Raw genomic sequence first — 14,989 nt, forward strand, 5'->3', positions numbered from 1 at the left:
GGGAATGAACGTAAATCGATTGAAGCGGGCAGCGCTGTGCGTTGCGCTCGGGGCGTGTCTGGGCAGCCTGGTACCGATGAGTGCTTCGGCACAGAATGTCAGCGGTGCCGTCGCGGGGCGTGCCACTGCGGGTGACCAGGTCACCGTCGTCAGCAACGCGACCGGCCTTACCCGGACTGTGACGGCCAGCGCCGACGGCAGCTATCGCCTGGGCCAGCTGCCGGTGGGCGACTACCAGCTGCAGGTGAGCCGCGATGGCCAGAAGCTCGGCGAGCCGTTCGCGGTCAGTGTTGCGGTCGGCGGTACGACCACCGTCAACCTGGCCAGCAGTGGCGGCGTGGTCAACCTCGATGCGCTGCAGGTGGTCGGCACCCGCGTCGTCAATCGCGTGGACGTGTATTCCACGGAAACCTCGTTCAACGTGAACCGCCAGGAGCTCTCGCGCCTGCCGGTCGCGCAGGATCTGTCGGCGGTGGCGCTGCTGGCGCCGGGCGTGGTGGGCGGTAATTCTTCGTTCGGCGGGCTGTCCTTCGCCGGCTCCTCGGTGGCCGAGAACGCGGTCTTCATCAACGGCCTGAACGTCACCGACATGTATACCCGCCGCGGCTTCTCCAGCGCGCCATTCGGCTTCTTCAACGAATTCCAGGTCAAGACCGGCGGCTATTCGGTCGAATTCGGCCGCTCCACCGGCGGTGTGATCAATGCCGTCACCCGCTCGGGCACCAACGAGTTCCAGGGCGGTGTGGAGGTGACGGCCGAGCCCAGCGCATGGCGGTCCAGCCCGCGTGATCACTTCCACCGCGATGGCACCCCGCACTCCTACGCAAGCCGCGACAACAACTCGTTCCTGAAGACCAACGTGTGGGGGTCCGGCCCGATCATCAAGGACAAGCTGTTCCTGTTCGCGATGTATGAGGACCGCAACGACACCGGCCACAACACCTCCTCCGATGCGCTGAGCTGGTTCAAGAACAAGAGCGACAACGGCTTCTGGGGCGCCAAGCTGGACTGGAACATCAACGACAACCACAGCCTGGCACTGCTGGCCTTCTCCGACGAAGGCGAGATCACCAATGGGGCGTACAACTACGACTGGGATGACGACCAGATCGGCGCGTGGGGCGGTGATTCGGTCACCGAGACCGGTGGCAAGAACTGGTCGGCGACGTACACCGGTCACTTCGGCGAAAACTTCACCGCGCGCGCCATGGTGGGCGAGAACAACCAGCGGGCCTTCACCAACTCCTCGCTCGATGAGGCGTGCAGCCCGGTGTTCACCGATGCCAGCTATGCCTCCCGCCTGGGCAAGCTCAACGGCCTGCGCGCAGGCTGCCACCCTACCGGTGCCGCGGTTGCCGAGCGCGACGACACGCGCGAGGTGGCCCGCCTGGACTTCGAATGGCAGCTGGGCACGCATCTGCTGCGCTTCGGCGTGGACCGTGAGTTGATGACCACCGAGCAGTCCACCCGCTACCCGGGCCCGACCCAGCTCAGCTATACCGCCTACGTGGCCCGCCCGGGTGATGAGGTATGGGACGGCGCCAATGCCTATGTTCCGGCCGGCGTGACCGAGATGCTGCGCGCGCGCAATCGTGTCTCCGGTGGCACCTTCGAGACCGAGGCCAACGCCTTCTACCTGGAAGACATCTGGAACATCACCCCGAACCTGATGTTGAACCTCGGCGTGCGCTGGGACCGCTTCGAGAACCGCACCGCCGATGGCGACGCCTTCATCAAGATGGATGACCTGATCGCACCGCGCTTCGGCTTCTCCTGGGACATGAAGGGCGATGGCAGCACCAAGCTGTTCGGCAACGCCGGCCGTTACTACCTGCCGGTGACCAACAACATCAACGTCAACTTCGCCGGCGGCCTCACCGACGAGTACTCCTACTACGTGCTCAACGGCTGGCAGCAGCAGGCCAACCCGGTCACCGGCGCGCCGTACATGGCCCCGGTCATCGGCCAGCAGATCGGCCCGGTCGATACCCGCATGAACACCGGCGCGGCCGACCTGCGCCAGAGCGTGGACAAGGACCTGAAGGCGGTCTACCAGGATGAGTACATCCTCGGCTTCCAGACCATGATCAACCAGGCCTGGTCGTGGGGCGTCAACGCGACCTACCGCAAGATGGACCGCGCGCTGGATGACATGCGCATCAACCACACCCCGTGCGGGCCGACCGGCACCACCCTGTGGCCGATCGCCAACCCGGGCGAGAGCCTGACGATCTGGGGCGACTCCAGCATCGGCTGCGCCACCGAGGGCTGGATCACCATCGATACCTCCAAGGATGGCTACCGCAAGGGCGGCAGCCTGGAGGTGGTCGGCTACTCCAAGCCCAAGCGCACCTACAAGGCCCTGGAGTTCCAGATCGACCGCGCGTGGGATGAAAAGTGGCTGTTCAACGCGTCTTACCTGTGGTCGCGCAGCGATGGCAACTTCGAAGGCCCGGTCAACTCGGACACCAACTACGGCGACACCGGCATGGTCCAGCATTGGGATCATCCGTCCAACAACCAGCGCTACGGGCCGTTGTTCAACGACTTCCGCCATCAGTTCAAGTTCCGCGCCGCCTATGCGCTGAACGAGCAGTGGTCGTTCGGCACCACGCTGCAGGTGCTGTCCGGTGGCCCGATCACGGCGTTCGGCGTGATGTGGCCCAACGATACGGTCGCCGGTGGCAGCACCTCCAGCGAAGGCAGCGGCGGCGGCACAGGCTGGCTGTGCGTGGCGAACTGTTCGGGGTCGTATGACCAGCGCCAGTTCGAGTACAGCCCCCGTGGTGCCTTCGGTCGCCTGCCCTGGACGTGGACCATGGGCGCCAACGTCACCTGGCGCCTGCCGGTGGAGGGCATCGACCTGAGCGCACGCCTGTCGGTCTACAACCTGTTCAACAACCAGACCGTCATCAACGTGCACCAGCGTTATGAAGCCCAGCCGGGCCAGGTGCGCGAGAACACCTTCAACACCGGCACCCGCTGGCAGGCACCGCGCTACACGCAGCTGATGGTGACCTGGAACTTCTGATCCGGCGCGTACGTGGCAGGTGCCGACAGTAGGTCGGCACCTGCCTTCCACGGGCGGCTTCGGTTGCACGCGCTCCGGTCATGACGAGGGACTCCATGCTGTCACGCACCTCACCGCGTACCCCATCCCGCCTTCTCACGCTTGGCCTGTCCTGCACCCTGGCCATCGCGCCCGGCGCATGGGCAGCCGATCGGGCCGACACCTTCAATCGGCTGCTCGATCAGGCTGTCACCCATGAACACCTGCCCGGCATCGCCATGGCCGTGGTCGAACACGGGGAAGTTGTCTTCACCGGCGCCCGTGGTGAGCTCCAGGCCGGCCAGGGCGAGGCCATCAACCCGGACACCCTGTTCAAGATCGCCTCCAACAGCAAGGCGATGACCGCCGCGCTGCTGGCCCGGCTGGTCGACCGCGGTCTCCTGCGCTGGGACGACCCGGTCATCAAGTACCTGCCGCAGTTCCGCATGCATGACCCGTGGGTGACGCAGCAGATGCAGGTGCGCGACCTGCTGATCCACAACAGCGGCCTGGGCCTGGGGGCGGGCGATCTGATGCCGTGGCCCGAGCCGAACCGCTTTACCCGGCAGGACATCATCGCCGGGCTGGCCCACCTCAAGCCGGTCACCAGCTTCCGCAGCGGCTATGCCTACGACAACCTGATGTATGTGGTGGCGGGTGAAGTCGCTGCCGCCGCCGGCGGCAAGCCCTACGATCAACTGCTGCGCGAGGAGGTCTTCGTGCCGTTGGGGATGGATCGCTGCCAGGTCGGCGCGTGGTCGGTCACGGCGGTCGGCAATGTTGCCCAGCCGCATACACGGAAGGACGGTCGCAGCGTGGTGCACGGTGCCGATGGTGGCCTCAGTCCCGATCTGACTTCGATGGCCGCCGGCGGCATCCGTTGCAGCCTGCGCGACATGATCCGCTGGATGCAGGTGCTGCTCGATCCCGCGCGCGTGCCCGGGTGGCTGGGCGCGGTGCAGCGCCGCGCGCTGTGGACCGCGCACATGCCGATGCCACTGGGCGAGCGGCAGCGCCGCTGGGACGACGCGCACGTCTCCGCCTATGGCTATGGGTGGCGCCTGTCGGACATGGACGGGCAGTGGAAGGTGGCCCATACCGGCACGCTGTCGGGCATGTACTCCTCGCTCGCGCTGCTGCCGGACCGCAAGGTGGGCGTGGTGATCCTGATCAACAGCGACGCCGAAGATGCACGCACCGCGCTGATGCAGGCGGCGTTGAAGCACTACACCGCGCCGGATGACGGTGCAGATGTGGAGCACTATCTGTCCCTGCTCGCGCAGGAGCGCGCCGGGCGCCGCGAGGCCGGGCAGGTGCGCCCGGATATCCGTGCGCGTCGTCCGGCCCCGCTTCGCACCACGGCGGCCGCGCAGGGCCGCTATCGCGACCCATGGCTGGGCGAGGCCCTGCTCTGCCCGCAGCAGGGCACGCTGCGCTTCAGCGTGGCCAAGTCGCCGAGGCTGCGTGGCCAGGTCATGCAGCTCGGGGAGCGCTGGCTGGTGCAGTGGGATACGCTCGGGGCCGATGCCGAGCCGTGGTTGCAACTGCAGCCGGGTGCGCCGCCCACCTTGACCTTGGCCGCGATCGATCCGGAGATCGACTTCAGTTATGACTACCAGGACCTGCACTTCTCCCGCGTCGGCGATTGCCCGTAGCACGCTGCTGTTGGCGCTGCTGGCAGGCAGTGCCCACGCGGCGGCGGCGGTCACCGTCTCGCCGGCCCGCGACGTGGCCGAGGCCGGGCTGGTCGATATCCGCACACTGGCACCGGCAATCGAGCAGGACATCCGCTACGCCGGGGTGGACAACTTCACCGGCCGGCGCGTGCCCGGCTATGACGCGCCCAAGTGCTATCTGCTCGCCCCGGCGGCCACCGCGCTGGCCCAGGTGGAGGCCGACCTGCGCGCCGAAGGCTTCGCGCTGCGTCTCTTTGATTGCTACCGCCCGGCCCACGCGGTGAAGGCCTTCGTGGCCTGGGCGCACGACCCGCACGAGCAGTCGCGCAAGGCCCTGCAGTATCCGGACATCGACAAGCCGGCCCTGCTGGGCGGTTACATCGCCGAGACTTCCGGCCACAGCCGCGCCGCCACCGTGGACCTGACCCTGCTCGATTGCCGCACGGGTCCCTGCGCCCCCATGGACATGGGCACCGACTTCGATTTCTTCGGCCCGCGTGCGCATACCGATGCGCCGGAGATCGGTGAGGTGCAGCGCCGCCACCGCCAGCAGCTGCGCCAGGCGATGGCCCGGCGCGGCTTCGCCAACTACCCGATGGAGTGGTGGCACTTCACCCTGCAGCCCGAGCCGGCGCCGACCACCGCCTACGACGTGCCGGTCCGCTGAGGCGCACCGCTACACTGTGCGCTGACCGCCTGATCGGACCACGATGAACCTGCCGCTGCATTTTGGATTGCTGGGAACGCTGGAAGCGGGCCTGATCGCGCTGCTGGTCGGGCTGCTGGTCTATGCGCTGTGGCATCGACTGTGCCGCTGGGCCGGGTGGACCGACGGGCACGCGATCGGCTGGGCCTGCGTGATCGCGGTCGTGGCCTCGGCCGGCATCGATGCGTGGAACCTGTTCTACATGGGCATGATGCGGCTGGAGTCGCCGCTGTACGCCCGGTTGTTCCTGGCCAGCATCCACGATCCGAACGAGCTGGGCTCACGCGTGGTGCTCGAAGTGGCCGGCGCGATCGGCGGTGTCGCACTGGGGTGGCTTGTGTTCAGTTCCCGCTCAGCCGGAAAAAACAGCAACGCCGCGTGAGATTGCGTTCGCATCCGGTTAAATCCGCCGCCGTTGAATGCCTGTGTTACCAACTGCTCACCTGCGGCTAACCACTGCGGTAATGCACGCGTTCGGGGAGGTGGTTAAGACGGCGTGCGCAGTGCGATCAAGGGGCAATATCGATTCACAAACGGGGTGGCAGTGTGGGGCCGTGCGGAAACAACAGGCCGCGCAACACATAACCAAGGAGACCACCCCAATGACTACTCGCATCCGCAAGCCCCTGATCGCCCTGATCGTCGCCGCAGGCAGTGTGCTGGCCATTCCGGCGATGGCCCAGTCGGCGCAGCACAGTGCCGCGCAGGCCCAGAATCAGGCCGCCCAGGCACAGCAGGCGGCGGCGCAGGCCGGTGACGCAGCAGATACCGCTGCCAACGCTGCAGCCCAGGCCTCCGCGCAGGCCAACGGGGGCGGTGGCCAGACCTGGGCCAGCGTTGATACCGACGGCAACGGCACCATCAGCAAGGCCGAGGCACAAGTGAACGCGGGCCTTGCCCAGGTGTTCGACCAGGCCGACACCAACAAGGACGGCGAGCTCTCGCCGGATGAATACAAGGCGTACGTGGCTGCCCAGCAGGGCAAGGCCGCAGATACCGGCGCCCAGCAGAGCAGGTAAGGACCGGGGACACCGGTAGCGCAGTGAGGGGGAAAGGGCGGCTTCGGCCGCCCTTTCTTTATGTGCCGCCGGGGTGGGGCCGCTGCGCCGCTGTTGGTATCCTTGGCCGATGATGACTTCCCTGCCCACGCCGCAAGGCGCTATCGGCCTGGTTGGTTTTGACGGTGATGACACGCTGTGGAAGAGCGAGGATTACTACCGCAAGGCCGAGCAGGACTACCTCGACATCCTGTCGCGCTATATCGACGTGCACGACACCCAGACCGCGCGCCACCTGCTGGAAGTGCAGCAGCGCAATCTCGGCGTGTTCGGCTATGGGGTGAAGGGCATGACCCTGTCGATGGTCGAAGCGGCCATCGAGATCACCAACCAGACCATCAGCGCCCGCGACCTGCAGCAGATGCTCGACATCGGCCATGACACCCTGCGCCACCCGGTGGAGCTGATCGATGGCGTGCGTGAGTCGGTCACCGAGATCGCCCGCGACTACCCGGTCGTGCTTATCACCAAGGGCGACCTGTTCCACCAGGAGGCCAAGATCAAGCTGGCCAACCTGCGCGACCTGTTCCCGCGCATCGAGATCGTCTCCGAGAAAGACCCGGAAACCTACGCCCGCGTGCTGGAGGAGTTCGATCTGCCGATCGAGCGCTTCGTGATGGTCGGCAATTCGCTGCGCTCGGACATCGAGCCGGTGATCACCCTGGGCGGCTGGGGCATCCACACCCCGTACGCGGTGACCTGGGCGCACGAAACCCAGCATGGCGTCGCCGACGATGAGCCGCGCATGGTCGATGCACCGACCGCCTTCGAGTGGCCGCAGGCGCTGCGCACCATCGAAGCCAAGGCGGCGCAGGCCGGATGATGCGCGCCGGGCTGCTCGCGCTGCTGTTGATGCTGCCTTGGGCGGCGGCGGCCGAGCAGACCCCGGAGAAGTCCGCCGCCTACGTGGTGGACACCGGGGATGCCTGGGTGGATACCCAACTGCAGGACATCAACCACTACGCCGAGCGCTACCCGGATAGTTTCCTGGATGAAGTCTCGCGCTACGCCGGGGTCTCGCGCGGCTACATCGCCGCGCTGATGCACACCCACGGCTGGCAGGCGGGCGACATCTACTTCGCCTGCTTCTGGGCCCACGTGATCGAACATTCCTGCCGCGAGAGCGTGCAGCAATGGTCGCGCGCGGTGCCGGAGGAGGGCGAGGCCAAGCGCTGGGAAGCCGTGGTCGCCGAGCTTCCGGTCACGCCGACCAACCTGCACTGGCGCGCGCTGCGCCATGCCATCGTCGCCAGCCACGATCACTGGGATCGCCCGGTAACCCTTGATGCCACGCTGCAGCGGCAGCTCGGCAACCGCGAGCAGCGCCAGCGTGCGGCGGCCAATCCGGAACCGGCCGCAGCGACGCGCTGACGCGATGATGCACCGCGCAGCCACGCATGGCGTGGCGCTACCCTGTCGCTCACCTTTGCTGCTGTGCAGATCGCCGCGCGCCACCGCCTCGGCGACAATGGCCGACTGCTGTCCCTCCCCGTGATCCGTTGCCGAGTACGTCATGAGCACCGACCGTTTCGTTTCACCCGACGATATCCGCAGCCTGTTCGCCCAGGCGATGTCCACCATGTACCGCACCGAAGTGCCGCTGTACGGCACGCTGGTCGACCTGGTGGCCGAGATCAACGACGCCGTGCTGACCGCCAGCCCGGCGCTGGCCGAACAGCTGGACCGCACCGACGAACGCGCCCGCCTCGACCAGGAGCGCCATGGCGCGATCCGGGTCGGCACTGCCGGGGAACTGGCGACGTTGGGCCGCCTGTTCGCGCTGATGGGCATGTACCCGGTGGGGTATTACGACCTCTCGGTGGCCGGCGTGCCGGTGCATTCCACCGCCTTCCGCCCACGCACCGCGCAGGCGCTGGCGCGCAACCCGTTCCGCGTGTTCACCTCGCTGCTGCGGCTGGAGCTGATCGAGAATGTCGCGCTGCGTGAGCAGTCCGCTGCCATCCTCGCCCAGCGCCGGATCTTCACCGATGCCGCGCTAGCCCTGATCGAACAGGCAGAACGCGAGGGTGGCCTGGATGAAGCCGATGCGCGCCGCTTCGTCATCGAAGCGCTGGAGACCTTCCGCTGGCATGGCGATGCGACGGTTTCGCTCGCCACTTACCACGCGCTGCACGACGCGCACCGGCTGATCGCCGATGTGGTCAGCTTCCGCGGCCCGCACATCAACCACCTGACCCCGCGCACGCTGGACATCGACGCTGCGCAGTCCGGCATGCTTGCACGCGGCATCGATGCCAAGGCCGTGATCGAAGGTCCGCCACCGCGCCGCTGCCCGATCCTCCTGCGCCAGACCAGCTTCAAGGCGCTGGAAGAAACCGTGCAGTTCCCCTCTGGCGATGCAGGCGACGCCGGCACGCATACCGCGCGTTTCGGTGAGATCGAACAGCGCGGCCTCGCGCTGACACCCAAGGGCCGCGCGCTGTATGACCAGCTGCTGGCACAGGCGCGCGACAGCGGCGGCGCCGGCAGTACCGGCCAGGACTATCCGACGCGCCTGGCGGCGGCATTCAGCGCCTTCCCGGATGACCACGACACCCTGCGCCGCGAAGGCCTGGGCTATTACCGGTACGCCCTGACCGATGCTGGGCGCGCCACCCCGGCCGCAGTCGGCGACCTGCCGGCCGAAGCGCTGATCGCCGCTGGCCTGGCCAGCGCCGATCCGATCGTCTACGAAGATTTCCTGCCGGTCAGCGCCGCAGGCATCTTCCAGTCCAACCTGGGCGGCGACGAACAGCGTGCCTATGCCGCGCATGCCAACCGCGATGCCTTCGAGCAGGCGCTGGGCATGAAGGTGGAGGACGAGTTCGCCATCTACGAGCGGCTGCAGGCCGAGTCGCTGGCGAGCCTGCGTACCGCCCTACGGTAGTGCCGGCCGTTGGCCGGCTCCTCCTGTACCAAACGCGCATCCGGGCTTGCGGACGGTAATGCGTGGAGCCGGCCAGCGGCCGGCACAACCCGGAAAGAGAACGTCGTGGTCCCTACATCGCGACCCGGAAACAGAACGCCCCGGTAGGTACCGACCGTTGGCCGGTACCGTGCACCATCACGCCTTCATCGTGCCGGTATCGAGCCAGCGCTGGTGCCACGACAGCGCTTCGGGCAGCAGATGCGGGGTGTGCTTGCCGTAACTCTCGCGGCTGGCGCGGTCGAAGTAATCGTTCAACTGATCGCGGAAATCCGGGTGCGCGCAGTTGTCGATCACCACCCGCGCACGCTTGCGCGGCGTCAGCCCGCGCAGATCAGCCAGGCCCTGTTCGGTGACGATCACCGAGACATCGTGCTCGGTGTGATCCACGTGGCTGACCATCGGCACGATCGCCGAGATGCTGCCGTTCTTCGCCGTCGAGGGGCTCAGGAACGCGGACAGGAAGCCGTTGCGCGCGAAGTCGCCCGAGCCGCCGATACCGTTCATGATGCGGCTGCCCATCACGTGGGTCGAGTTGACGTTGCCGTACAGGTCGGCCTCGATCATCCCGTTCATGCCGATGCAGCCCAGGCGGCGCACCAGCTCCGGGTGGTTCGAGATCTCCTGCGTGCGCATGATGATGCGCTCGCGGTAGAAATCGATGTGCTCCTTGAAGGTCTCGTTCGCCTGCGGGCTCAACGCGAAGCCGGTGCACGAGGCGTAGCTCAGCACCCCGTCGCGCAGCAGGTCGAGCATGCCGTCCTGGATCACCTCGGTGAACGCACTCAGATCGCGGAAGCCGCTCTTGGCCAGCCCGGCCAGCACCGCGTTCGGGATGTTGCCCACACCGCTCTGCAGCGGCAGCAGGTTGGCCGGCAGGCGGCCCTTGACCACTTCGTGCTTGAGGAACTCGATCAGGTACTGCGCGATCTGCTCGCTGGTGGTATCGATCGGGCTGAACGGGCTGTTGCGGTCCGGGCCGTTGGTGCGCACCACCGCCACGATCTTGTCCGGGTCGCAGCGCAGCGCGGTCTCGCCGATGCGGTCGTTGGCGTGCACCAAGGGGATCGGCTTGCGGTGCGGCGGCAGCGCGGTGCCGTAGTAGATGTCATGCATGCCATCCACGCCGGCCGGCTGCCACTCGTTGACCTCGACGATCACCTTCTTGGCCAGGTCCAGCCAGGTCTTGTTGTTGCCGACCGAGGTGGAGGGCACCAATGAGCCATCTTCGCGGATCGCCGAGACCTCGATCACCGCCGTGTCGATCTCGCCGTAAAAACCGAACCACACGTGCTGGGCGACATGGCTGAGGTGGATGTCGATGTAATCCAGCTTGCCCTCGTTGATGCGGTTGCGCGCATCCGGGTCGCTCTGGAACGGCATGCGCATCGCGATGCCATCGGCCTTGGCCAGCGCGCCATCCAGTTCCGGCGCGGTCGAGGCGCCGGTCATCAGGCTGATCTGGAAGGGCATTCCCTGGGCGTGCACCGCCTCGATGCGCTGCGCCAGCGCGACCGGCACCGCCTTGGGGTAGCCTGAACCGGTAAAGCCGCTCATGGCGACGGTTTCACCCGGCTGGATCAGGGCGGCGGCAGCTTCAGGGGAGACAACGCGGTCACGCAGACGCGCGTTTGCAATGCGATCGACAGACATGACGACAACGTTTCTGGGGGGATCCCCATTATCGGCGATCCATGCAGCCGCAGGGGTTCTACCTTGGTGGGATGGCGTTTTCACATCGCCGCCTCCCTGTTCAGCTTTGCCGCCTACTTCTGTACCCGCAAGTATTGTTTTGCAGTGCAGCGTGCAAGTTCTCCGCCGACCCTAGAAGATCGACCTGCATCCCGACGTGGGGGAGGGAGCAGAGCCCGCTGGCAGTTCGCTGCAAGCGGGCTTTTTTATTCCCGCCGTTCGGTGAAAGGTACGCGGCGCCGTTCGACGATGCGTCAACCGCTGGTGGATGACCGCGTTACCGCGATGGCACCTGGCCGGGGACCGCCACGCCGCGATGCCACATAATCCCCCCATGCCGATTTCCGATCTCGCCGCGCCTGCGCGCGTCCCCGACGCCCTTGTTCCCCTGGTTGATCGCGCGTTGGCGCGCCTGGCCCAGTCGCTGACCGAGGCCGTCCACTGGCCGCCGCCGGCTCCCGTACTGGACACCGTGCGCGCCCTGGCCGTCACCAGCGATTTCGCCATCGACACGCTGTGTCGCCAGCCGGCGCTGTTGTCCCACCTCACCCAGGACGGCTGCCCACCGCTGCCGCTGCCCGAGCTGGATCCGCTGCAGCCCAGCGAATGGCAGCAGCGCCTGCGCCGCTACCGCACCGCCGCCTCCACCCGCCTGATCTGGCGCGACCTGACCGGGCAGGATGACGTGCCTGCGACGCTGGCCGGCGCCACCCACCTGGCGGAGGCGTGCCTGCAACTGGCGCTGACCGCGCTGGAGCAGGAATTCACCGGCCGCCATGGCGTGGTCCGCGCTGCCGACGGAAGTGCACAGCAGCTGGTCGTGTTCGGGCTGGGCAAGCTCGGTGGTGGCGAACTCAATTTCAGCTCCGATGTGGATCTGGTCTACGCCTACCCGCAGGGCGGCGAATCCGATGGTGCGCGTCCGCTGGCGGCCGAAGAGTATTTCGCACGCCTCGGCCAGCGCCTGGCGCGGCTGCTGGATGACACCACCGTGGATGGCTTCAGCCACCGCGTCGATCTGCGCCTGCGCCCGTTCGGTAACGCCGGCCGCGTGGCGCTGTCGTTCGCCGGCATGGACCAATACTTCCAGCGCGAAGGCCGCGACTGGGAGCGCTATGCCTGGCTCAAGGCGCGCGCCGTCGCCGGGGATATCGCGGCGGGCGAAGCGTGGCTGCAGACACTGCGCCCGTTCGTCTACCGGCGCTATCTGGATTTCACCGCGCTCGATGGCCTGCGTGACATGAAGGCCGCGATCACCGCCGAAGTGTCGCGCCGCGAGATGCATGACGACATCAAGCGCGGCCCCGGCGGCATTCGCGAAATCGAATTCCTCGCACAGGCACTGCAGCTGATCCGTGGCGGTCGCGAAGCGCCGCTGCGCGAGCGCCGCCTGCTGCACGCGCTGCCGGCACTGGTCGCCTCCGGCCAGATGGCCGAACAGGACGGCGCCGACCTGCTGCATGCCTACGGCTTCCTGCGTCGCCTGGAGAACCGCCTGCAGATGCTGCGCGACGCGCAGACGCACGCGCTGCCCAGCGACGCCACGGACCGCCTGCGCATCGCCGCCGGGCTAGGTTACGAAGATTGGGAGGCGCTGGTTGCCGCGCTCGATGTGCAGCGCGCGCGGGTCAGCACCGAGTTCGCCGCGCTGCTTGCACCACGCCGTGGCCAGGCCGCGCCGGATGCACTGGCCAGCTACTGGCGGGGCCTGCCCGACAACGGCAGCGCCGAGGTGCTGGCCGAGGCCGGCTTCTTCGATGCCGGCAGTGCCGATCAATCCCTGCGCGACTTCGCGCAGAGTTCCGGGGTGAAGTCGCTGTCCGATGCCCCGCGTGCGCGCCTGGACCGCGTGCTGCCGGCACTGCTGCACGCCGCTACACGCTCCCCGCAGCCGGATGCCGCGCTCAAGCGCGTGCTCGGCCTGCTGCAGGCGGTCATGCGCCGTACCAGCTATCTGGCCCTGCTCGACGAACAACCCAGCGCGCTCGCACGCCTGGTCGATGTGCTCGCCCGCAGCGCCCTGCTCGCCGAGCGGCTGGCCGCCTATCCTCTGCTGCTCGACGAACTGCTTGATGTGCGCGTTTCCGGGCCGATGCCGGATGCGGCAGGCATGCAGGCCGAGTGCGATATCGCGCTGACCCTCGATGATCCCGAGGCCGCGCTGCGCCTGCTCAACGAGACACGGCTGGCGCTGAGCTTCCGCATGGCGATGGCCACGCTGGATGGCCGCCAGCGAGCGGTCGATACCACCCGGCAGCTGGCCGAGCTTGCCCAGGCGGTCGTGGTCACCGTACTTGCGCTGGTGCAGGCCGACATGCAGCGCCAGCATGGCGGCATTCCGGGCGGACGCTTCGCGATCATCGGCTACGGCAGCCTGGGGGGACTGGAGCTGGGCTTCGGCTCGGATCTGGATCTGGTCTTCCTCCACGACCACCCGGCCGGACAGGACAGCAGCGACGGCCCGCGTCCGCTCGATCCCGGCCGTTGGTATGCGCGCCTGGCACAGAAGGTGATGGCGATGCTCGGGGCGGTCACCGCTGCCGGCCGCCTGTACGACATCGACGTGCGCCTGCGCCCGGACGGTGGCAAGGGTGCGCTGGTCTCCTCCTTGGCCAGCTACACCGAATACCAGCGCGAACGCGCCTGGACCTGGGAGCACCAGGCACTGGTACGCGCCCGCGCGATCGCCGGTGATGCCTCGCTGCTGGCCGACTTCGAGCGGGTGCGCGCCGATACCCTCGCACGCCCGCGCGACAACGCCGTGCTCTACACCGACGTGCTGAAGATGCGCGCGCGCATGCGTGCCGAGCTGGACCGCAGCGACGCGGCACGGCTCGACCTCAAGCAGGGCGCGGGTGGGATCGTCGATCTGGAGTTCCTGCTGCAGACCGGCGTGCTCGATAGCGCCGGCACGCACCCGCAGGTGGTGGAACCGCGCGATACCCCCAGCCTGATCGACGCCCTGGCGGCGATTGCGTGGCTGCCTGGTGGCACCCGCGAGGGCCTGCACGAGGCGCATGCCGCGCTGCTGGACGTGGGCCTGGCCTGCACGCTGGACCGCCGCCCGCGCCTGGCGCCACCGACGCCCGCCCTGGAAGCCGCGCGCGCGATGATCACCGCGGCCAGCGATGCAGCAGGGCTGCCGTTCCAGGCCCCGCACCCCGCGTAGAGGCGGGCTCTGCCCGGCTGTCTATCGTCCCGCATCGCGCAGCTACCCATGGGGTGGCTCTACTCAGACAGCGCACGCTGCACCAGGGCCCGGTCGCGTTCACCACGGCGCAGGATCGCGCGGCGCTGAAGCGCGTCGCGCAGCATGGGGTCATCAGCCGCCAGGCCATTGCGCTGGGCGATGTACAGCACCGTCTGCAGCGGCCAAGCGTAGAACGCGCTGTGCGCAACCACGTCATCGATCAACGCAACCGGCACTGTGCGCCAGGCCAACGCGCGCGTCAGCGAGGCATCGGCCAAGCGGTCGACCAGCTGCTGGGCCAGTCCATGGGCATCGTGGTTGCCGGCCCGCACGATCACGCCACTGTGGCCGGCAAAGCCGGGCATGCCGCCGGCAGTCGACATCACCGCCATCAGCATGTCCGGGTTGGGCAACGCCGACGCGGTGCCGTCGGCCCACGTCCTGCAGAACGCCACTGCCGTGGGGCAGTACACGGTCAACGTTGCCGCCCAGCCACCTGCAGCCCGCAGCGGGTACAGTCCGGCGCTGGCCAGTTCCGTCTTCCCCTCACGTACCACCCAGTCCAGCCCGCGCGTACGCACGCCGGTGTGGGTGGCAGCACCGGCGGCCAGGCGTGCGCGCACTTGGCGCTCCACGGCAATTTTGTAGGTGGCATCTGTTTCCATCGCCATAGCCTGCTGCACCCGCGTGGG

Annotated in this window: 11 protein-coding genes; 9 read left to right on the plus strand and 2 right to left on the minus strand. The window is 67.7% G+C overall.

Going from position 1 to position 14,989, the window contains the following annotated elements:
* Nucleotides 1-4 precede the first annotated feature (4 nt).
* From OC373_RS09540 to OC373_RS09575, 8 genes are all read left to right on the plus strand, one after another.
* Nucleotides 5-3,031 (plus strand): TonB-dependent receptor, encoded by a 3,027-nt coding sequence (locus OC373_RS09540; protein ID WP_070426490.1) that lies wholly within the window; start codon nt 5-7, stop codon nt 3,029-3,031.
* 95 nt (nt 3,032-3,126) lie between these two features.
* The gene (locus OC373_RS09545) at nt 3,127-4,704 is read left to right on the plus strand and encodes a serine hydrolase domain-containing protein (protein ID WP_261997579.1); all 1,578 of its coding nucleotides are present in this window, start codon (nt 3,127-3,129) and stop codon (nt 4,702-4,704) included.
* On the plus strand, nt 4,658-5,392 hold the full coding sequence (locus OC373_RS09550; RefSeq protein ID WP_261997580.1) for a M15 family metallopeptidase: 735 nt from the start codon (nt 4,658-4,660) through the stop codon (nt 5,390-5,392). Before OC373_RS09545 ends, OC373_RS09550 begins: the two co-directional genes overlap by 47 nt.
* 43 nt (nt 5,393-5,435) lie before the next feature.
* On the plus strand, nt 5,436-5,813 hold the full coding sequence (locus OC373_RS09555) for a hypothetical protein (RefSeq protein WP_088434576.1): 378 nt from the start codon (nt 5,436-5,438) through the stop codon (nt 5,811-5,813).
* Nucleotides 5,814-6,033: 220 nt separating this feature from the next.
* Nucleotides 6,034-6,450: an EF-hand domain-containing protein gene (locus tag OC373_RS09560; RefSeq protein ID WP_019185963.1), complete on the plus strand. Its 417-nt coding sequence runs from the start codon at nt 6,034-6,036 to the stop codon at nt 6,448-6,450.
* A 109-nt stretch (nt 6,451-6,559) separates the two neighbouring features.
* A complete protein-coding gene (locus OC373_RS09565) occupies nt 6,560-7,312 on the plus strand; it encodes an HAD family hydrolase (protein ID WP_019185962.1) in 753 nt (250 codons plus the stop codon).
* Nucleotides 7,309-7,860 carry a hypothetical protein gene (locus OC373_RS09570; protein WP_261997581.1) on the plus strand — a complete coding sequence of 184 codons (552 nt, stop codon included), beginning with the start codon at nt 7,309-7,311 and terminating at the stop codon, nt 7,858-7,860. The genes OC373_RS09565 and OC373_RS09570 overlap by 4 nt, the downstream gene beginning before the upstream one ends.
* Before the next feature lie 142 nt (nt 7,861-8,002).
* Nucleotides 8,003-9,376, plus strand: coding sequence for a VOC family protein (locus tag OC373_RS09575; protein WP_261997582.1), 1,374 nt, complete (start codon nt 8,003-8,005; stop codon nt 9,374-9,376).
* 177 nt (nt 9,377-9,553) lie between these two features.
* Here OC373_RS09575 and OC373_RS09580 read toward each other — a convergent pair whose 3' ends face one another.
* Entirely contained in the window at nt 9,554-11,068 is a 1,515-nt protein-coding gene (locus OC373_RS09580) for an acetyl-CoA hydrolase/transferase family protein (RefSeq protein WP_261997583.1), read from the minus strand.
* A 373-nt stretch (nt 11,069-11,441) separates the two neighbouring features.
* Between OC373_RS09580 and glnE the strand changes: the two genes are divergently transcribed.
* Complete coding sequence (gene glnE, locus OC373_RS09585; RefSeq protein WP_261997584.1) at nt 11,442-14,276, plus strand: bifunctional [glutamate--ammonia ligase]-adenylyl-L-tyrosine phosphorylase/[glutamate--ammonia-ligase] adenylyltransferase; 2,835 nt, start codon at nt 11,442-11,444, stop codon at nt 14,274-14,276.
* A 59-nt stretch (nt 14,277-14,335) separates the two neighbouring features.
* On the opposite strand, the gene OC373_RS09590 is transcribed toward glnE, so the two are convergent.
* The gene (locus tag OC373_RS09590) at nt 14,336-14,962 is read right to left on the minus strand and encodes a hypothetical protein (protein WP_156785734.1); all 627 of its coding nucleotides are present in this window, start codon (nt 14,960-14,962) and stop codon (nt 14,336-14,338) included.
* Nucleotides 14,963-14,989: the final 27 nt, after the last annotated feature.

The sequence above is a fragment of the Stenotrophomonas sp. Ste96 genome (assembly GCF_024519495.1).
In the GTDB taxonomy this organism is placed as follows: domain Bacteria; phylum Pseudomonadota; class Gammaproteobacteria; order Xanthomonadales; family Xanthomonadaceae; genus Stenotrophomonas; species Stenotrophomonas bentonitica_A.